This is a genomic window from Prosthecobacter sp., assembly GCF_046154365.1.
GTDB lineage: Bacteria > Verrucomicrobiota > Verrucomicrobiia > Verrucomicrobiales > Verrucomicrobiaceae > Prosthecobacter.
The window spans coordinates 13,369-31,901 of record NZ_JBJXFV010000091.1; the positions used below are offsets into that span (position 1 = coordinate 13,369).

Consider the following 18,533-nt stretch of genomic DNA (forward strand, 5'->3'; position numbering starts at 1 on the left):
AATTTATTCAGATTTATTAAATTTATAGTCAACCTAGCCAATGGCACAACTTGTTTCCTCCAAAAACCTGCTCTTTTCTTCCCGACCGCTCGCTGTCGGGGTCATCGCCGACTCGGCGGCGCTGGAGCATTTCACTGCGCTCGACGCTGCGGCACGTTTGGCTTTGTGCGATGTCGCGGAACTGCGGCTGGATCAGTTGAAACTGCCTGCGGCTGAGTTGCGTGCTCTTCTGGCTGGGAACACGCTTCCCTTGCTCCTGACGGCCCGCCATCCGGCTGAAGGCGGCCAAGGACCCGAAGATCCCGCTGCACGGGCGGCCATGATCGAGCCGTTGCTCGATCTCGCCACGCTCATCGACCTGGAACTGCGCAGCGCCGCGCAGATGCAGGGGACGATTGCCAAGGCGCGTGCCGCCGGTGTGCCGGTGGTCGGCTCTTTTCACGATTTCCAGGCCACTCCGGCTGACGAGGTGCTCAGCGGTGCCGTCAACTTCGCCCAGCAGGCCGGGTTGGATGCCGTGAAGCTCGCCACCTACCTCAACACGCAGGACGATCTGATCCGCCTCATGAAACTGGCGGGTGAGACGCATCGCCTGCGTCTTTCCGCCATGGGCATGGGGCCCTGGGGTCGTGTTTCGCGGCTGGTGCTGGCAAAATGTGGCAGCCTGCTGAATTACGGCTTTATTGGTGCCTCGAATGCGCCAGGTCAGTGGCCTGTCGCCCGCCTGAAGGAACTCCTCGCCGAACTCTGAAATGATCACTCGCATCCCTTTCCACCACGCACGCCGCGCTTTGCTCGTCGGCCTCTTTTGCGCCTCCATCACTGGCTGTGATGATCCGAAGCGCGAGCAGCAGCTTCAATGGCGCGAAGAGGAGGTGGAAGCCAAAGCGGCGGGCATCTCCAAACTCGAGCGTGAAATCGCCGCTGAGCGCCAGCGCCTTGAGCGTGAAAAGGCCGACATCGCCTCGCGTGAGGCCGCCGTGGCGCAGCTCAAGACCCAGCTCGAAACCCAGCTTGCGGACGAGATCGAGAAAACCAAAAAAGTTCGCCGCGAGATTGAGATCAAGAACCTGCGCGGCCCCATCCCGCAGATCACCGCCGGCCGCTGCATCGTCATCGATCCTGAGTCTGGCGATGTGTTCTTTGAAAAAAACCCTGATCTGCGTGGCGCCATCGCCAGCACGACGAAAATCATGACCGGCCTGCTGGTTGTCGAAGCAGGTGATCTCGACAAGATTGTCACCGTGGAGCTGGCCGACACGCAATGCGCCCCGGTGCGTCTCGGCCTCAAAGTCGGCGAAACCTACACCCGCCGCCAGCTTCTCACCGCCATGATGGTGAAAAGCTCCAACGACATCGCTCAGGCGCTCGCCCGCGACAACGCCGGCAGCGTCGCCGCCTTCGCCGCGAAAATGGATGCGCGCGCCAAAGCCCTGGGCCTGCAAAACACCCACTTCATCAATCCCCACGGCCTGCCGTCTCTCACCGACGATGATCCCTACAGCACCGCCCGTGATCTCGCCGCCATCGCCACTGCCGCCGACAAGCTGCCTGACATCCGCAAGATCGTGAAGCTGCAGAGCTTCAAATTCACCAAGCCCGACGGCAAATTCATCGAGCTGGCAAACACGAACCGCGTCCTGCGCACCGCCAGCTACTGCGACGGCATGAAAACCGGCTACACCGAGGCCGCTGGCTACTGCCTCGTCGCCACCGGCGAGCGCAATGGCCGCCGCCGCATCGTCATCGTGCTCAATGACAGCAGTGAGGCGGTGTGGCGGGATGCGCAGTCGCTCCTCGACTGGGCGCTCAAGGCGTGAGGGGTGAACCGAGAATCACGCTTGCCAGTTTCATGGCTCCCCGGCATCATCGCCGCCTCCGACCATGAAATCACACGCCATTCTCCTCGCCTCGCTTTGCTTTGCCGCCGTCAGCCTCGCTGAAACCGCCAAAAATCTCGCCACCGACCCGAAGCCGCGTGAAGGCGGCTGGGTGAAGCGCCACGAGTCCTTCAATGCCATCTCGAAGCTGGGTGAAGCGCAGCTCGTCTTTCTCGGCGACTCCATCACGCAGGGCTGGGAAGGCAATGGCAAAGAGGCCTGGGCCAAAACCTGGGCGCCGCTCAAGGCCGCGAACTTCGGCATCGGCGGCGACCGCACCGAGCACGTCATCTGGCGTCTGCAAAACGGCAACTTCGATGGCATCAAGCCGAAGCTCATCGTCCTCATGATCGGTACCAACAACACCGGCCACCAAGGCCGCCCCGCCGCCGAGCATGGCGGTGTCGTTTACACCAGCAGCGCCGAACAGACCGCCGAAGGCGTGAAGACGATCCTCGACATCCTTGGCAAAAAACTGCCGGAGACCAAGGTGCTCTTGCTCGGCATTTTCCCACGCGGAGCCACCAAGGACGACGCCATGCGCAAACAAAACGTCGCCACCAACAACCTCATCGCCAGCTTTACCGATGGCAAACGCGTCCACTACCTGGACATCGGCAACACCTTCCTCCAGCCCGACGGCACCCTGCCGAAGGAAATCATGCCCGACCTCCTTCATCTCAATGCTAAAGGCTACGAGATGTGGACTGCCGCCATCGAAGGCAAGGTCAAAGAACTCATGAAGTAACCAAGGAGTGGGGACATTCCATTCTCCGTAGCAAGACTGCGAAGGATGAACCTGTCCCCACACCATTCTCCGCCATTTCTTCCCATGAAACGTCTCTTTTCCCTGCTACTCCTCGCCTCCACCAGCTTCGCTCAACTCGCTGATCAAGCCACGCCGGTCTCCGCGATCAAGATGGCCAAAGGCTTCAAGGCCGAGCTGCTCTACTCCGTGCCGAAGGCGGATCAAGGCTCATGGGTCTCGATGACGCAGGATGACAAGGGCCGCCTCATCACCAGCGACCAATACGGCGCGCTCTATCGCATCACGCCGCCCGCTTTGAATGGCAGTCCGTCGGAAACGAAGATCGAGAAGCTCAGCATCGACTTCGGCCACTGCCAGGGCCTGCTCTTTCACAACGGTAGCCTCTACGGCGTGGTGAATGACGAGGCGTATCAGGGCCGCGGCCTCTACCGCTGCAAGGACACGAATGGCGATGATCAATTCGATGCCGTCGAGCTGCTGCGCGCGTTTCCCGGCAAAGCCGGCGAACACGGGCCGCATGGCGTCGTGCTCTCGCCCGATGGCAAGTCGCTCTATGTCATGTGCGGCAACCAGACGCCCGAACCAAGCTGCGAAACCAGCCGCGTGCCGCGTCATTGGGCCGAAGACCAGCTCTTCCCGATGATCCTGGGCCGTGGCTTCATGCGTGACGTGCTCGCTCCCGGCGGCTGGCTGGCGAAGACCGATCTCGACGGCAAAAAATGGGAACTCATCAACACCGGTACCCGCAACACCTATGACATCGCCATCAATCGCCAGGGCGACATCTTCGGCTTCGACGCCGACATGGAATGGGACACCGGCATGCCGTGGTATCGCCCCACACGCGTGTGCTTCATGCAAAGCGGCGGCGAGTTTGGCTGGCGCACGTGCAGCAAGAAATGGCCCGCACGCTGGGAGGACAGCCTGCCCGCCGTCTGCGACATCGGCCCCGGCTCGCCCACCGGCGTCGCCTTCGGCTACGGTGCGAAGTTTCCCGCCAAGTATCAAGATGCACTCTTCATCTGCGACTGGAGCTACGGCAAAATGTATGCTGTGCATCTCTCTCCGAACGGTGGCGGTTACACCGGATTGCAGGAAGAATTCATGAGCGCCTCACCGCTGCCACTGACGGACATCGAGGTCTCGAAAAAAGACGGCGCGATGTATGTGAGCATTGGTGGCCGCAAGGTGCAGTCGGGATTGTATCGGGTGACTTATGTGGGCGATGAAAAACCAGCGCAGGTGGTGACAAAGTTCGTTGAGGTCGGGAGTGGGAATGATGAACTTAGTTTCGACTGGTTGCTGGGTGCAGGCGCTAAAGCTGATCCGCAGCGCATTCGCTCAGAACTTGAAGCCGTTCATGGCCGCCAAGACCCAAAAGCTATCGAAGCTGCCTGGCTTCACCTCGCTTCAACAGATCGCAACATCCGTTTCGCCGCTCGCATCGTCATTGAGCACCAGCCAGTGGCTTCGTGGAAAGACAAAGCACTCAACGAGACCAATCCCCGCGCCGCTTTGACCGCGCTGATGGCCCTGGTTCGCAGCAGTGGTGGCGACAAATCACTCCAGCAGCCGATTCTCGCTGCGCTGAACAAGATCGACCTCAAGGCGCTCAAGGGCATCGACCGCGTGACGTTGATACGTGATTACATGCTCGCTTTCACACGCTTGGGCGAGCCGGATGCCGAAACGAAGGCCAAACTGATCGCGCATCTGTCGCCGCTGTATCCGACGAATGATCCGGCGTTGAATCGTGACCTGTGCGAGGTGCTCGTGTATCTCGGCGATGCCGCTGTGGTCGCCAAAGCGGCTCCGCGGGTGAATGATTCGCCCACGCAGGAGGAACAGATCGATTACGCCCGCATCCTGCGCTTTGCGAAGAGCGGCTGGACGAAGGAACTGCGTGCGGACTACTTCCGCTGGTTCCTGCGTGCCGCGAACTACAAGGGCGGTGCCTCCTTCCAGCTCTTCATCGATGAGATCAAGCAGAACGCCCTCGCTACGATGACCGAGGAGGAAAAACTCGCGATCAAGGACGTCCTCGATGTCAAACCGGAGCCAAAAGCGCCGAGCTTCACGGTGAAGCCGATGCAGTTCGTCAAAGCGTGGACGCTGGATGAACTGAGCAAGTCCCTCGGCGTCGGTTTGGAGGGCAATCGCAACTTCGCCAATGGCCGCAACATGTTTGGTGCCGCCACCTGCTTCGCCTGCCATCGCTTCAATCAGGAAGGCGGTGCCATCGGTCCTGATCTGACCAGCGTGGCCGGCAAATACAGCCCGCGTGACCTGCTGGAGCACGTCCTCGACCCCAACAAGGAGATCAGCGACCAGTATGGCAGCACCGTCTTCACGATGCAGGATGGCAGCACCGTCGTGGGCCGCATCGCCAACATGAAGGAAAACATCATGATGGTCTGCACCAACATGATGGACCCCAATAACTTCACCAACGTCGATGCCCGCAAGGTCGTGAAGACGGAGGAAAGCAAGATCAGCATGATGCCGCCGGGACTGATGTTTATGCTCAAGGAAGACGACATCCTCGATCTGCTGGCCTACCTGCTGAGCAAGGGGAACCCGGATGATCCGATGTTTGTGAAGTAGCGCGCTTCGCGCGGTCAAGGGATGGTCAAGGAGTCAAGAAGTGGTCAAGGCTCGACACTTGACCACTGCTTGACCTCTTGAAGCTAAGTTCTCGATGGAACATGACGAGGACGTTCGTTCCCAGTGCATGAGATACTTCCTCGCGACTCTTGCTCTTGTTTCCACCCTTCACGCCGCCCCCCGCCAGCCGAATGTGATCCTCATCATGGCGGATGACCTCGGCTACGAGGCCATCGCTGCGAATGGCGGCGAATCGGCGCAGACGCCGAACCTCGACAAGCTGGCGCAGGAAGGCGTGCGGTTTGAGGCATGTCATGTGCAGCCGCTCTGCACGCCGACGCGTGTCGCGTTGATGACGGGCATGGTCAATGCGCGGAACTACACGCATTTCGGCCACATGGACCCGGCGCAGACGACGTTTGGGAATCTGTTCAAACAGGCGGGCTATGCGACGGGGATCGTGGGGAAGTGGCAGCTCGGTCATGACATGACGCTGCCGGCAAAGTGGGGCTTTGATGAGTACTGCCTCTGGCAGCTCACGCGGCGTCCCAGCCGCTACAAGAATCCGGGCCTCGAAGTGAATGGCAAAGAGATGGACTACACGCAGGGCGAGTACGGGCCGGACATCGTGAATGACTACGCGCTGGATTTCATCACGCGGAAGAAGGACGCGCCCTTCCTGCTCTACTATCCGATGATGCTCACGCACAGTCCGTATGACCCGACACCGGACAGCGCTGATTACAACGAGAAGGCGGCCAAGAACTCCCAAGGCAAAAATGGCCAACGGTTTGCCGACATGGTAGCCTACATGGACAAACTGATCGGCAAGCTGGTGGCAAGGCTGGATGAAACGGGGCTGCGCAACGACACGCTCATCGTCTTCCTCGGCGACAATGGCACTGGCAGCGGCACGCCGATGAAATTTCGCGGCGAAACTGTCATCGGGGCCAAAGGGCAGACGATTGGGCACGGTACGCACGTGCCGCTGATCGTGAACTGGCCCGGTGCCGCGAAGTCCGGCCACACCTGCGACAACCTCATCGATGTGACGGACTTCCTGCCGACGATCTGTGCCGCCGCACGCGTGTCCATCCCCGAATCACTCAAGCTCGATGGTCGCAGCTTCCTGCCGCAGATTCGGGGCGAGCAGGGCAATCCGCGGGAGTGGCGCTACACTTGGTATAATCCCAGTGGCGGGCCAAAGGCAAAGGCGGAGTGGGCTCAGGACAAACGTTTCAAACTCTATGCAGACGGAAGGTTCTTCGATATCCAGGCTGATCCGTTGGAAAAAACACCCTTGCCCGATGCGCTGGATGAAGCGGCGGCGAACAAGAAGGAGGAGCTGATGCGTGCCTTCGTGGCATTTCTCGGTGCAAGACCGGAAGCCATCGCGAAACAAGGGCAGGCGTTTGGCGGGGAAGGGGAGGAAAAGAAGAAGGCTGGGGCCGGAAAAAAGAAAAAGGCCCCGAAGCTGGAATAGCCCGGAGCCTTTCTACCAAATCACTGTCGAAAGATTACTTCGCTTTCTTGTCTCCGGCGGCGGCCTTTTGTTTGGCCCAGCGCAATTTCTGGGCGGCGGCGATCTTCTTGCGGGCAGAAGCCGACATGGTGCGCTTCTTCTTGGCGGGTTTGCCAGTGGCTGCGGTGGATGGGGCAGCGGAGGAATCACCGAGCAGAGCGGCGAGATCCTTTTGCATGTCTTCGATCTTTTCTTGAAGCTTGGCGGCGCGGTGCAGTTGGGAGGCGGATAGGTTCATAGATGGGTTATTGGTGATGGCAACAGTCTGTGTATGAACGATCAAAGGCCGATGTCAAGGCCGGGAACCGTGCCGGTAGCTCACAGCGCCTTGTCGTAGATGCGCTGAAACACCTCCGCCGCGTTCGGATCAATGATGGTGATGCCATCGGGGCCGAAGCGGGCGGTGACGGTCGCGCCCTTGCCTTCGTTGATGTATTTGAAGTTCAAATCCCGTACTCTGGCTGCAGCATCGACGATGGCGCAGGTGATGCGGGCTTCTTCGGCGGTGGGATAGAGTGCGGCGACGGCGTCGCGGCTTTCGTTGGCAAACTTCACGCGGCAGACCGCCACCAAGCCGACGGTGAGACTATCCACACCGTAGCCGATGTAGCCTTTGCTGCCGTCGGGGCGCTGAACTTCGCGGGTGAAGTGGTTGTTGCTGGTGCGGGAGCCGCCACCCTGATTCCACCAGCGGAAACCACGGTACTGCTGGTCGCTTTCGACCTTGCCGTCGGCACCGAGGATTTCATGACCTTGATTGACCGGACCTTCAAAGTCAGCGGGCGTGATCCAGTTGTTGTGGTAGTTGATGGACATGCCGTTGGCGTAATCGACGCGGACTTGCACGGCATCGAAGGCGTTGATGCCATCACGGATGAGACGCTGCTTCTGGCCCACGGCGGTCAGGCTCACAGGCTTCGATTTGTAGTAACTCCAGATGAGATCGGTCCAATGCGGGCCGACGTAACTGAAGGGATCGCTGCTTTCCACCCACTTGAAGGTGCTGGTGCTGACTTCGAGCGGTTCTTCGAGATACGCGGTGCCATAGAGCGGTGCGCCGATGCGGTTTTGAATGTCGTCGCGAATGCGCAGATGGTCGGGGTCGTAGCGCTTGTGCATATCGACGGCGACGATGAGGTTCTTCGCCTTCGCAGCGTCGATGATCTGGTCGGACTCTTGAATCGAGAGACACATCGGTTTTTCGGTCAAAACGTGAACACCTCGGGCCAGCGCGGCGAGAATCGGCTGCGTGTGCAGATGATCCGGCGTGGCCACGGCCATCACATCGAGATCGGGAAAGGCAGCGAGGATGTCATTCCACGGCGCATCGCCATGAAAGGCACGCGGTTCATGGCCGGTGATGTCTTTGAAGGCTGCGGCGGCTTTCTGCGCGGACTTTTCACTGCGCGTGGCGACGGCGACGAGATCAAACTTCACCCCGGCGAGTTCGCGCGAGTATTTGTCGAGTCCGACGCGGGCGAGCTGCCCGGCGATGCCGAAGCGCTGCAAGTCCGCGTAAGCACGCGCGTGAACATCTCCGCCGAACATGCCGGCGCCAACGAGGGCGATCTTGAGGGTGGGTTCCATGGTGTTGCGTATGGAACGCGGACGCCTTGCTTGCGCAAGACATGATGCTGATACCGGAGTGCCGCCTTTCGGTATGTTTGAGGAAGCCGCCTTCAAATCACGCGGACTCAACGCGAGCGCACTGAAAGCTGCCGATCTGGAACCGGGGAAAGGCGCTGACCCTAGAAATGTGCTGCGGGTGGACCTGCGGTAGAAGCGAACGATGGTGTGGCTCCAATGGCTGGCAGCGCAACCGGCCATGTGCTGCGTGGCGAATGTGGGCCGACAACTGGGGCGTCTTGACTGGAAGGAGACGCGGGCGATGGTTCGCGCACCGCTGAAACATTTCTTGGTGGGTGCTGCTGCAACGAAAAACATGAGTATTAATCATCAGTCAAGCCGTTGCAGCCTGCCCCCGTTTCCCCTAAAAGAGTGGGATGACTGGTGCCGTCACAGCGCCGCCGTCGCAAACTCGGTCAGCTCATAGACCTCCAGCGGCTTGGAGGTGCCTCCCACGGCGTGGCGGCCGGCGCTTTGGTAGAGTTCTTGACCCTCCGGCCAGCCGTCGAGAAACGCGGCCCCTGCCAGCATCGGCGCCTCCAGCTTGCGGGTGAGGCCTTCAATGCCAGAAGTCACCCGCAAAGCCTCGCCAACGATCGTGCTCACACCGCGCAGCAGCGGGCCGAGCGCCACGGTGCCGACATTCAAACCGACATGGCAGATGACCTCGATGCTGCGGTGTTCGCGCAGCCACTGGCGCTGCGGGGCATGGCGGCCGGCAGGACCGCAGAGCAGCCTTGCCGCCTCGGTGGCCTGCATGCGTGTGGCGGGGGCGTCGCCGGGCCAGTAGGCGATCACGCCGTCGCCCAGAAACTTGTCAATGGTGGCGCCGCGGCTTTTGAGCACCTGCTGGCAGTCCTCGTACCACTCACGCAGCATGTCCGCCACTTCACTGGCGGTGAGCTGTGCGGAGATGACGGTGAAATTTTGCAGATCGCCGACGAGCAGCGTGGCCTTGACGGTCTTCACCGGCAGCGAAGCGGTGGAAATGCCGCCTGTGCTTTTGTGGTCCGTTTTGGCAGGCTCGTCCTGCTCAAAGATGAAGGAGCAGGTCCCGAATTGAACCCGGTCGCCATGTCGCAGCGCCCGGCGGGTGGTGATGGCGGTGCCGTTCACCAAGGTGCCGTTGGCGCTCTTGAGGTCAGCCAGCCAGAACAGGGAGGCGCTGTGCTGCAGGCTCGCATGCTCACGCGAGACGCTGGGATCGAGCACGCGGACGGACGCCTGGGCACCGCGGCCGATGATGTTATGCTCCCCGAGCTGAATCTCGTGGCCGTCCTCGATGGATTTGAGTGTCGCTCCCATACAGGCATGTGTTGCGATCATTGCAGGACTCGTTGCCGCGCCAGTCTAGCCAACCCCGGCCCGTTGTCCATGCAGTCTGCATGCGGGCAATGCCGCCGGGTGATGATGACAAAAAAACGCGGGAGCCTTGCGACTCCCGCGTTGGGATGGTTCTCGATGAGAGACGCCGGCTTATTCAGCAGCGGCGGCTTTCTTCTTCGCGGCGGCCTTCTTCTTGGCAGGAGCCTTTTTCTTCGGCGTTGCTTCTTCGGCCACAGGTTCGGCTGCGACTTCGGGTTCAGGGGCGGCGGCGGCCTTTGGCACGTAGGCATCGACCCACTCGATGTAGGCCATCGGGGCGGAGTCGCTGCGGCGTTGGCCGAGCTTGGTGATGCGGGTGTAGCCACCGACGCGGTCCTTGGAGGCGACAGCGATCTCCTCGAAGAGCTTCTTCACGCTGTCCTTGTGGCGCAGCGAGGAGAGGGCGGTGCGGCGTGCATGCAGGGTGCCGCGTTTGCCGAGGGTGACGAGCTTTTCCGCGTAAGGGCGGAGAGCCTTGGCCTTGGCGAGCGTGGTGCGAATGCGACGATGCTCGATGAGCGAGCAGGTGAGATTCATGAGCAGCGCGTCGCGGTGATCCTGCTTGCGCTGAAGTTTGACGATTTTTCTTCCGTGTTTCATGTCCTAAATAAGTCTTTCTTCCAGTGATTGATTACTCGTCCTCGTCGTCGATGTCGGGAGTGTGGCTGTCCACGAGCTTGGTGAAGTCGAGCGAGTCGGCCTCATCGTCGTCGCCCATGATGCTGCTGCGTGCGAGCAGGGAGACACCGCCAGGGGTGGCTTCCAGCAGCGCAGGATCGAACTTCATGCCAAGAGACAGGCCAAGCTCGGCGAGCTTTTCCTTGATCTCGGTGAGGGATTTTTTGCCGAAGTTGCGGTAGCGGAGCATTTCGCCCTCGGTCTTCATGGCAAGCTGACCGACGCTGGTGATGTTCGCGTTGTTGAGGCAGTTCGCGGCGCGGACGGAGAGTTCGATCTCGTTGACGCTCATGTTCAGGAGCTTGCGCAGCTCGCTGTTTTCCTCGCTCTGCGCTTCCGGGGCGGCTTCGAATTCGACGGCCTTGTCGTCGTAGTTGACGAAGACGTCGAGGTGATGGCGCAGGATGGCGGCGGACTGGAGCAGTGAGTCGTGCGGGGTGATGCGACCGTCGGTCCAGATGTCGAGCACCAGCTTGTCATAGTCGGTGTTCTGGCCGACGCGGGTGTTTTCCACGGCATACTTCACGCGGGTGACCGGGCTGTAGATGGAGTCGATCGGAATGACGCCAATCGGGGTGTCGGGGCGCTTGTTTTCCTCCCAAGTGGAGAAACCACGGCCGACGCGCACTTCAAACTCGCACTCGAACTTCGTTTTGCGGTCGAGCGTGCAGATGACGAGGTCCTTGTTGATGACTTCGTAGTGGTTGTCATCCTTGATGTCACCGGCGGTGACGGGGCCTTCCTTGTCCACGAGGATGGAGAGCAGACGTGGTTCCTTGGCGTCACTGTGATGCAGGAAGCGCACCTTCTTGAGGTTCAGGATGATCTGCACCACGTCTTCCAGCACGCCAGGGAGCGTGGTGAATTCGTGTTCCGCGCCGCGGATCTTCACGGAGGTGATGGAGGCGCCTTCCAGGGAGGAGAGGAGGACGCGGCGGAGGGAGTTCCCGATCGTGTGACCGTAACCTTTGTCGAAGGGTTCGGCGATGAACTGGGCGTAGGTATCGGTGGCGGTGGCCTCGTTTTTGACAAGGCGGCCGGGCATCTCGAATCGAGCAAGACGTACTGACATGGGATGTAGGATATGGCCGGGTTACCTCCGGGCGAGAATCCTGCACATCTCGAAGAGAGGCAGGCTCGGAGACCAACGGCGAATTAAGGGGCGGACTCGCGGGGGCGGGGATAATGCCGGTCGATCCCGGGAATGCAACCGGGATTTTCAGGCGAAAAGCGGCGGCCAGATGCTCGTCAGTCGGTGGCGGAGCGGGTGCATCAGCTCTGTTCCGAAGCTGGTCCAGCACTCGCGCTGGCCAGTGCCTCGGCTGGTGAACCGGGAACGCGCTATGAGGCGCGCAAGGTGTTGGGGGGTTGCGTATGAAGTAAGTTTGCATTTCTCGTAACTGTTTAGCCCACCGTCCGTAAGTACCGCGTCAGCCATGTCTCTCCTTCGCGCACTCTTCCTCATCATCGCACTCGTGGTGCAGGCTTGGCCTGGGGCCGCAGTGGTGCGGGGAGATACGCAACCTGTGTGTGGGATGAAGTGCTGCGCCCCCGGTGCAGTGACTTGCTGCTGTGCGGAGCCTGCGCAGGCTCCGGCGCTGCCCGTTCCCGCCAGCACGCCGCCGGTGACGGGGCGCGAGCTTGTACCTGCCGTGCTGTGGGTGGCTTTCACGCAGTTCCTGCCACTGGCACCACCAGCGGAAGCATTCAAGGCACGGTTTCATGCCTGCCGTGCCGACACGCAGCCGCATGTCCGGCTGCCGGTGTTGTTCTGCTCTTTGCTGAACTGAGTCGGCGTCGCTGACAGACGCATTGTGCCCATGCTGCGCGATTCCCTCTGGGACAGCCGCGTGTGCGAGCTTGGTTCCTACTGAGCCACTGAACCGTCAACGACTCGATTTCCATGATACGCCTTCTCCTTCTCGCCCTCTTTAGTCCCGCCATGGCCGCATGGGCCTGTGACAACTGCAAAATTCCGCAACCCGCCGCTGGTCAGCGCGTGGTGGAGTATGATCTCACCATCTCCGAGCAAACCGTGAGCCCGGCGGGCAAGGCGGTGCGTGGCTTCACGATCAATGGCGGCATTCCCGGGCCGACGTTGCGTTTCCGTGAGGGCGACTTCGCCCGCATCCGGGTTCACAATCAACTCAAGCGCGAGACGACCTCGACACATTGGCACGGTCTGCTGCTGCCGAACGAGCAAGACGGCGTGCCGCATGTGACCACGCCGCCCATTCAGCCGGGCACGACGCACACGTTTGGCTTCGATTTGCGGCACAGCGGCACCTACTGGTATCACTCGCATACGCACTTGCAGGAGCAGAACGGCGTGTTTGGCAGCATTGTGGTGCTGCCGCGTGGCGGTGAGCCTGTGAAGGCGGATCGCGAGCAGGTGCTGGTGCTGTCTGACTGGACGAACACGGACCCCATGGAGGTCATGCGCATGCTGATGCGTGGCAGCGACTACTTCGGGCTGATGCGGAGGAACTCGCAGTCCATCCTCGGCGCATGGCAGCGTGGCAACTTGAAGGATTACTTCCAGCGCGAGTGGGACCGCATGATGCCAATGGACGTGTCCGACGTGGGCTATCATGCCTTTTTGGTCAATGGACAGCGCCAGACACGGATCGACGGCAAGCCGGGCGAGCGTGTGCGGCTGCGGATCGTGAACGCCTCAGCGGCGACGTATTTTTATCTGCACTCGTCTGCCGGACCGATGACCATCGTGGCAGCGGACGGACCTGCGGTGCAGCCAGTGAAGGTGGATCGCTTCCTGATGGCGATCGCGGAGACCTATGACGTGATCATCACCATTCCAGCCAGCGGTGAGTATGAGCTGCGTGCCACCACACAGGACGGCAGCGGGCATGTTTCGGCCTTTTTCGGCTCTGGCAGCCTCAAACCGGCCACCGATCCGCCGAGGCCGAATCTATACCAGATGGATGAGATGTTGAACCTCGCGCTGGAGGAGCAGGAAGACGATGTACGCGCCTCGTTGAAGCTGCCACGGCCTGGATCGCCCTACCGCGTGCTAAAGTCGGTCAAGGACACGACTTTGCCCGCAAAGCTGCCGCGCCGGAAGATCACCATGCACCTTACCGGCGACATGAACCGCTACATCTGGAGCTTCGACGGCAAAACCATCGCGCAGGAGCCTTATGTGATGATCAAGCGCGGTGAGATCATCGAACTAGAACTGGTGAATGACACGATGATGCATCACCCGATTCATCTGCACGGCCACTTCTTCCGACTGCTGATGGGCCAAGGCGCACGCTCACCGTTGAAGCACACAGTCGATGTACCGCCGATGAGCAAACGCACGGTCGAGTTCGAGGCGAACGAGGCCAGGGACTGGATGTTCCACTGCCACATCCTGTATCACATGATGTCCGGCATGGCCCGCGTGTTTCGCTATGAGCATGAGGTAGGCGCGTTCGCCAGAACGCGGGTGCCCGGTGACCGCAGTCTGGCGGCTGCGCCTACAGATCACAGTCTCCATCACGCCGCCGGTCTCGGCGAGCACAGCCACGACATGGCCTACGTCTGGGGCGCGGCCTCCATTCAATCCCACATGAGCGAAGGGCTGCTCACGCTCATGAATCCGAAGAACGATCTCCTGCTCGGCTGGGAAGTCGGCTGGCAGGGCGTGGACAATCCTGAATACGAAGTGGATGCGCTCTACCAGCGCTACTTTAACATGAACTTCCAAGCCTTTGTCGGCGGACGCTTCACCAACGACCCCGATGCGCAGAACCGCGCTGTCGCAGGCATCAACTACCGCCTGCCGCTCATGGTCTGGGCCAATGTCAGTCTCGACAGCGAGGGCGATGCCAGGTTCACCCTCGCCAAGCGCTTCCAGCTCACGCCGCGCCTCGGCGTCTGGGGCCGCGTGGAGTATGATACGAACACGCGCTGGGAATGGACCACGGGTGCCGACTACACACTCACGCGCCGCACCTCGATCATCGCCCAGTATCACTCGCAGTTCGGTCTCGGTGCCGGGCTGCTGTTCCGCTTCTGATGGTGCCACCATCATTGAAAACAAAACCCAAACCACACCATGAAAACGAAACTCGGCATCCTCCTCACCACCGCCTTGCTTGTCCTCAGCCTTAGTGCCGCGGATGTGAAGCCTTACCCGCTCAAGAACTGCCTCGTCAGCGGCAATGAACTCGGCAGCATGGGCAAGCCCATCACCAAGATCTATGACAGCCAAGAGATCAAATTCTGCTGCAAGCCCTGCATCAAGAAATTCGAAGCCAATCAGGCCAAATATCTCGGCAAGTTGCCGAAGTAACCCACCCATGACGCAGGGTGAAGCCGCCACGGCACATGATTTTGAAATAGTCGGAGGGGTTGGTGACGGCGTGGAGTTGCACTGGATGAACGCCTCACATGGCGCATAACCAAAAACCAAAACGACCCCACCATGAAAACGAAACTCACTCTCCTCGCCGCTGTCATCCTTGCAGGCATCGGCACCAGCATCGCCCTCGACACCACCACGCCAGCGGCTGATAAACCTGCTGGAATGAGCTGCTGCACCAAGATGCTGAAGGCACCTGCGCCCACCGCTGACAAAGACGTGCCTGCCACCACCGGCATGAGCTGCCACGCGGATGCGCCAGCGGCCAAGGATGCTGCTCCGGTGAAAGCCAAGGGCTGCTGCAAGTAATGGCTCCACGAGTCCGCAACCCGCCAGTATCGGATGATCTGGCGGGTTGTGTTTCACCCGTCATCCGCCAAGCTTCCCCTGCCATGAATGACGACGAACTCCATGATCTGATCCGGCAGACGCACCCGAAGCCGGAGTTTCCCGCCTCGTTTCAGCGCGAGACTTGGGCGCGCATCGCCGTCGCTGAACAGCAATCGTGGATAGCCCAATGGCGGCAATGGAGCGAGTCGCTGTTCCGCTGGGTCGCGCAGCCTGCGCCTGCGATGGCGGTGGTCACTGCGATGTTGCTCTTGGGATCAGGACTCGGACGAATGATCACGCCTGACAACGGCCGCGCCGCTCTCCGCACGGCTTATGTGGCCTCCATCAACCCCTTAGTCGCGGCCCGTCTCTCGACTCAACCATGAAGCGTGGCCTCTGGATCATCCTCGCGGCATTGCTGGCGGCCATCGCAGGCTTTGTCATCACGCAGCGATCATGCTGTGATGTCGTGATGGCAGACACGGCCCCGCATGATGGCAGTTCGCGTTTGCCTGAACTCGAATGGCTGCGTCATGAGTTCAAACTGAACGACGCGCAATTTGCCAAAGTCTCCGAACTGCATCTGGCCTACCGCCCGACCTGTGAAGACCTGTGCATGAAGGTGATGGCATCCCAGGACAAAATCAAAAAGCTCGTCGGCGGCGGCACACAGGTCTCGCCGGAACTCACGGCAGCTCTGCAAGAGCAGGCGACACTGCATGTCGAATGCCAGACAGCCCTGCTCACGCATCTTTACCAGACAGCGGCCTGCCTATCACCCGAGCAGGCGCGCAGTTATCTCGATGCCATGCTGCCGCAGGTCATCGACATGAAGATGGAGCCTGCCACCAAGCACAGCGGCCACTGATCCCCACCGCCGCATGGACCTCACCCACGATGCTGATGTAGTGCTCATGCAGCGACTCGCTGGTGGCGAGGATCTGGCCTTGAACGAACTCATGGCCCGCTGGCGCGAGCGCGTCGCCGCGTTTCTCCTTCGCATGGTGGGAGATCATGCCACGGCCATGGATCTCACGCAGGAGACCTTTGTGCGCCTCTACACCAGCCGCCACAGCTACAAGCCCGTGGCTGCCTTCTCGACCTACCTGTTTCACATCGCGGCGAATCTCGCCCGCAGTCACGCCCGCTGGAAAGGCCGCCACCCCACCGTGCCAATGGAGGATGAGCAGGGCGAGCTCGTGCATGAACCGATTGATCCGCAGCTTTCCCCCGATGCTGCGGCGGTCCTGCATGAAAAGACCACGCTGGTGAACCAGGCCATCGCCGCGCTGCCTGCCGATCTGCGCGAGGCGCTGCTGCTGTTCACCGTCGAAGACATGAGCCACGCCGACATCGCCGCCACGCTCGGTTGTTCGGCCAAAGCCGTTGAAGTGCGCATTTATCGCGCCCGGCAGGCTTTGAAGGAAGCGCTCGCTCGCATGGCCTGCTGAAGTTTGAAAATAGTTCGAGGGGTTGGCGCGGTGGCGGAGTTGCACCTCATGACCGGATGAAATCAACGGTCACTCAACTCAAACCAACACCCCTATGAAACTGACCCTCGCCCTCCTCTCCAGCCTCCTCCTCGGTGCTAGCCTTGCCTCAGCCGCCCCCGCCGCCTACCCGATCAAAACCTGCCTCGTTACCGACAACGAACTCGGCAGCATGGGCAAGCCCATCACCCAAGTTTACAACGGTCAGGAGATCAAACTTTGCTGCAAGCCCTGCATCAAGAAGTTCGAGGCCAATCCTGCCAAGTATCTCGGCAAGCTGCCGAAGTAACGCGCTCCGCGGCCGTGACCCCTGCGGCAATTGCCAATGAATGTGCCTCCCTTGCGCGCTGCCCATACAGCGCTGCGACGGAGGCATGTTTTGTCAGGGTTTATGAGAACTGCGGTGTTTGTCAGTTAGAACCCCAACCCATCCAGTCTCACGATGAAATCGTCTTCCAACACCCCGGTCATGAATGACGATGAACTCCACCGTGTGCTCCGCAAAGCGCCTGCGCAGATCAAACTCCCGGCTTCTTTCGGGCGTGAGGTCTGGGCGCGCATCGAGGCGGAGGCATCCCTCACTTTCCGCAACTGCCTCAGCAGGCTCACTCAATCGCTGTTTGCCATGCTGGCGCGTCCGCTGCCAGCCGGACTGACGATCGCCGCATTCATTGCTCTGGGGGCATGGCTGGGAGGTTCGGGGCGGGCGGAACATGCCGCCGCCGCTGAAATGGCCTATGTCGAATCCATTCACCCGCTGCTGCAAAGCAGCATGGAGAACATGCCATGAAACGCGGCCAGCTCATCCTGCTCATCGCCCTCGCGCTTGGGGTGTGCATGTTCTTCTGCTCGCGCTACTGGCTGCATGACAAACGCATGACGAGTGTCATGCCCCAGGAGCGTGAAAGCCTGCTGCCCGAGCTGGAGTGGCTGCGGCAACGACTCCGGCTCGACGCGGCGCAGTTTGAGAAGGTGAAGGCGCTGCATCTGGCCTATCGGCCCAAATGCCAGGGTCTTTGCATGCGTGCTCATGAAGCGGAAACCGCGTTGCTGGCGGTGATTCGCGATTCCCACAAGGATGCCACGGCAGCGCTTAAAGCCCGTGCCGAACTCCACGTCGAATGCCAGCAGGCCATGCTGGCGCATGTGCGGCAGACTGCCGCCTGCTTGAATGCCGATCAGGCGAAGCAGTTTCTCGACACGCTGCTGCCGCATGTCCTTGGCATGTATTCTGCTGGCTAAAGTCGTTTGACCAACCAAGTCTGACCTCTTGGCTCCGCGTGAGCAATTTCGATGTCTGATTCCACACCTCCCGACGCCGACATCCTCGCCATGCAGCGCCTCGCTGCCGGGGACGATCTGGCTTTGAACGAGATCATGCAGCGCTGGCGGGACAAGGTTGCCGCCTTCCTGAAACACATGACCGGTGATCCCGACGCCGCCGTGGATCTGGCGCAGGAGACCTTCGTGCGCCTTTACCAGCACTGCGGTTCCTACTCGCCCACTGCGGCCTTTCCCACCTATCTGTTCCGCATTGCTGCCAATCTCGGCCGGAATCACCATCGCTGGCGTCGCCATCATCCCACCGCAGCTCTTGAGGCCGAGGAAGGTGCCGGGAGCGAAACACCCGACCAGCATGCCGCCCCCGACGCGGATATGGACAATGGCGAACGCCTGCACGCGACTGAAGCAGCCATCGCGGCGCTGCCGCCGGATCTGCGTGAGGCCATGCTGCTTTTTACCTATGAGGAGATGAGCTACGCGCAGATTGCGGAGGGTGCGTCGCCGGAATGATGTAGATTAAAGCGAAGAAGCAGACGGCTGGGAGTGCTGTTGCCAGAAGTGGTTCCAGCGTGAGGGCGTCAGGTAAAGCGCACGCAAAGAGATCAGCGCATCGCTC

Annotated in this window: 21 protein-coding genes; 16 read left to right on the top strand and 5 right to left on the bottom strand. The window is 60.6% G+C overall.

The genetic code is table 11. From position 1 onward, the window contains the following. The first annotated feature begins 40 nt into the window (after window positions 1-40). The 5 genes from ACKVY0_RS11855 to ACKVY0_RS11875 all read left to right on the top strand — a co-directional run bounded on the left by ACKVY0_RS11855 (window position 41) and on the right by ACKVY0_RS11875 (window position 6,736). Entirely contained in the window at window positions 41-751 is a 711-nt protein-coding gene (locus ACKVY0_RS11855; RefSeq protein WP_409215032.1) for a type I 3-dehydroquinate dehydratase, read from the top strand. Between the two features lies 1 nt (window position 752). Further along, on the top strand, window positions 753-1,820 hold the full coding sequence (locus ACKVY0_RS11860) for a serine hydrolase (protein ID WP_409215033.1): 1,068 nt from the start codon (window positions 753-755) through the stop codon (window positions 1,818-1,820). Window positions 1,821-1,884: 64 nt separating this feature from the next. Beyond that, window positions 1,885-2,628, top strand: coding sequence for a platelet-activating factor acetylhydrolase IB subunit (locus ACKVY0_RS11865; protein WP_409215034.1), 744 nt, complete (start codon window positions 1,885-1,887; stop codon window positions 2,626-2,628). An 84-nt stretch (window positions 2,629-2,712) separates the two neighbouring features. Next, window positions 2,713-5,253 carry a c-type cytochrome gene (locus tag ACKVY0_RS11870; RefSeq protein ID WP_409215035.1) on the top strand — a complete coding sequence of 847 codons (2,541 nt, stop codon included), beginning with the start codon at window positions 2,713-2,715 and terminating at the stop codon, window positions 5,251-5,253. A 127-nt stretch (window positions 5,254-5,380) separates the two neighbouring features. Then, window positions 5,381-6,736: a sulfatase-like hydrolase/transferase gene (locus tag ACKVY0_RS11875; RefSeq protein ID WP_409215036.1), complete on the top strand. Its 1,356-nt coding sequence runs from the start codon at window positions 5,381-5,383 to the stop codon at window positions 6,734-6,736. A gap of 34 nt (window positions 6,737-6,770) precedes the next feature. Here ACKVY0_RS11875 and ACKVY0_RS11880 read toward each other — a convergent pair whose 3' ends face one another. From ACKVY0_RS11880 to ACKVY0_RS11900, 5 genes are all read right to left on the bottom strand, one after another. Next, on the bottom strand, window positions 6,771-7,013 hold the full coding sequence (locus tag ACKVY0_RS11880) for a hypothetical protein (protein WP_409215037.1): 243 nt from the start codon (window positions 7,011-7,013) through the stop codon (window positions 6,771-6,773). Between the two features lie 80 nt (window positions 7,014-7,093). Further along, entirely contained in the window at window positions 7,094-8,362 is a 1,269-nt protein-coding gene (locus ACKVY0_RS11885; RefSeq protein WP_409215038.1) for a Gfo/Idh/MocA family protein, read from the bottom strand. A 429-nt stretch (window positions 8,363-8,791) separates the two neighbouring features. Continuing rightward, window positions 8,792-9,706: an adenylate/guanylate cyclase domain-containing protein gene (locus tag ACKVY0_RS11890; protein ID WP_409215039.1), complete on the bottom strand. Its 915-nt coding sequence runs from the start codon at window positions 9,704-9,706 to the stop codon at window positions 8,792-8,794. 171 nt (window positions 9,707-9,877) lie between these two features. Beyond that, a complete protein-coding gene (gene rplQ / locus ACKVY0_RS11895) occupies window positions 9,878-10,366 on the bottom strand; it encodes a 50S ribosomal protein L17 (protein WP_409215040.1) in 489 nt (162 codons plus the stop codon). 31 nt (window positions 10,367-10,397) lie between these two features. Further along, window positions 10,398-11,516 (bottom strand): DNA-directed RNA polymerase subunit alpha, encoded by a 1,119-nt coding sequence (locus tag ACKVY0_RS11900; RefSeq protein WP_409215041.1) that lies wholly within the window; start codon window positions 11,514-11,516, stop codon window positions 10,398-10,400. 364 nt (window positions 11,517-11,880) lie between these two features. Between ACKVY0_RS11900 and ACKVY0_RS11905 the strand changes: the two genes are divergently transcribed. The 11 genes from ACKVY0_RS11905 to ACKVY0_RS11955 all read left to right on the top strand — a co-directional run bounded on the left by ACKVY0_RS11905 (window position 11,881) and on the right by ACKVY0_RS11955 (window position 18,427). Then, window positions 11,881-12,234 carry a hypothetical protein gene (locus tag ACKVY0_RS11905; protein WP_409215042.1) on the top strand — a complete coding sequence of 118 codons (354 nt, stop codon included), beginning with the start codon at window positions 11,881-11,883 and terminating at the stop codon, window positions 12,232-12,234. Window positions 12,235-12,347: 113 nt separating this feature from the next. Then, window positions 12,348-14,468: a multicopper oxidase family protein gene (locus tag ACKVY0_RS11910; RefSeq protein WP_409215043.1), complete on the top strand. Its 2,121-nt coding sequence runs from the start codon at window positions 12,348-12,350 to the stop codon at window positions 14,466-14,468. Window positions 14,469-14,507: 39 nt separating this feature from the next. After that, entirely contained in the window at window positions 14,508-14,744 is a 237-nt protein-coding gene (locus ACKVY0_RS11915) for a hypothetical protein (RefSeq protein WP_409215044.1), read from the top strand. Window positions 14,745-14,876: 132 nt separating this feature from the next. Continuing rightward, complete coding sequence (locus tag ACKVY0_RS11920; protein ID WP_409215045.1) at window positions 14,877-15,122, top strand: hypothetical protein; 246 nt, start codon at window positions 14,877-14,879, stop codon at window positions 15,120-15,122. An 83-nt stretch (window positions 15,123-15,205) separates the two neighbouring features. Further along, the gene (locus tag ACKVY0_RS11925; protein WP_409215046.1) at window positions 15,206-15,529 is read left to right on the top strand and encodes a hypothetical protein; all 324 of its coding nucleotides are present in this window, start codon (window positions 15,206-15,208) and stop codon (window positions 15,527-15,529) included. Then, window positions 15,526-16,011 carry a hypothetical protein gene (locus ACKVY0_RS11930; RefSeq protein WP_409215047.1) on the top strand — a complete coding sequence of 162 codons (486 nt, stop codon included), beginning with the start codon at window positions 15,526-15,528 and terminating at the stop codon, window positions 16,009-16,011. The genes ACKVY0_RS11925 and ACKVY0_RS11930 overlap by 4 nt, the downstream gene beginning before the upstream one ends. A 13-nt stretch (window positions 16,012-16,024) precedes the next feature. Continuing rightward, window positions 16,025-16,594, top strand: a complete 570-nt coding sequence (locus ACKVY0_RS11935; RefSeq protein ID WP_409215048.1) for an RNA polymerase sigma factor — start codon at window positions 16,025-16,027, stop codon at window positions 16,592-16,594. Window positions 16,595-16,688: 94 nt separating this feature from the next. Beyond that, the gene (locus ACKVY0_RS11940) at window positions 16,689-16,922 is read left to right on the top strand and encodes a hypothetical protein (RefSeq protein WP_409215049.1); all 234 of its coding nucleotides are present in this window, start codon (window positions 16,689-16,691) and stop codon (window positions 16,920-16,922) included. Window positions 16,923-17,075: 153 nt separating this feature from the next. Further along, window positions 17,076-17,423, top strand: coding sequence for a hypothetical protein (locus ACKVY0_RS11945; RefSeq protein WP_409215050.1), 348 nt, complete (start codon window positions 17,076-17,078; stop codon window positions 17,421-17,423). Beyond that, window positions 17,420-17,875 (top strand): hypothetical protein, encoded by a 456-nt coding sequence (locus tag ACKVY0_RS11950; RefSeq protein ID WP_409215051.1) that lies wholly within the window; start codon window positions 17,420-17,422, stop codon window positions 17,873-17,875. Before ACKVY0_RS11945 ends, ACKVY0_RS11950 begins: the two co-directional genes overlap by 4 nt. 51 nt (window positions 17,876-17,926) lie before the next feature. Further along, a complete protein-coding gene (locus tag ACKVY0_RS11955) occupies window positions 17,927-18,427 on the top strand; it encodes an RNA polymerase sigma factor (protein ID WP_409215052.1) in 501 nt (166 codons plus the stop codon). Window positions 18,428-18,533 lie beyond the last annotated feature (106 nt).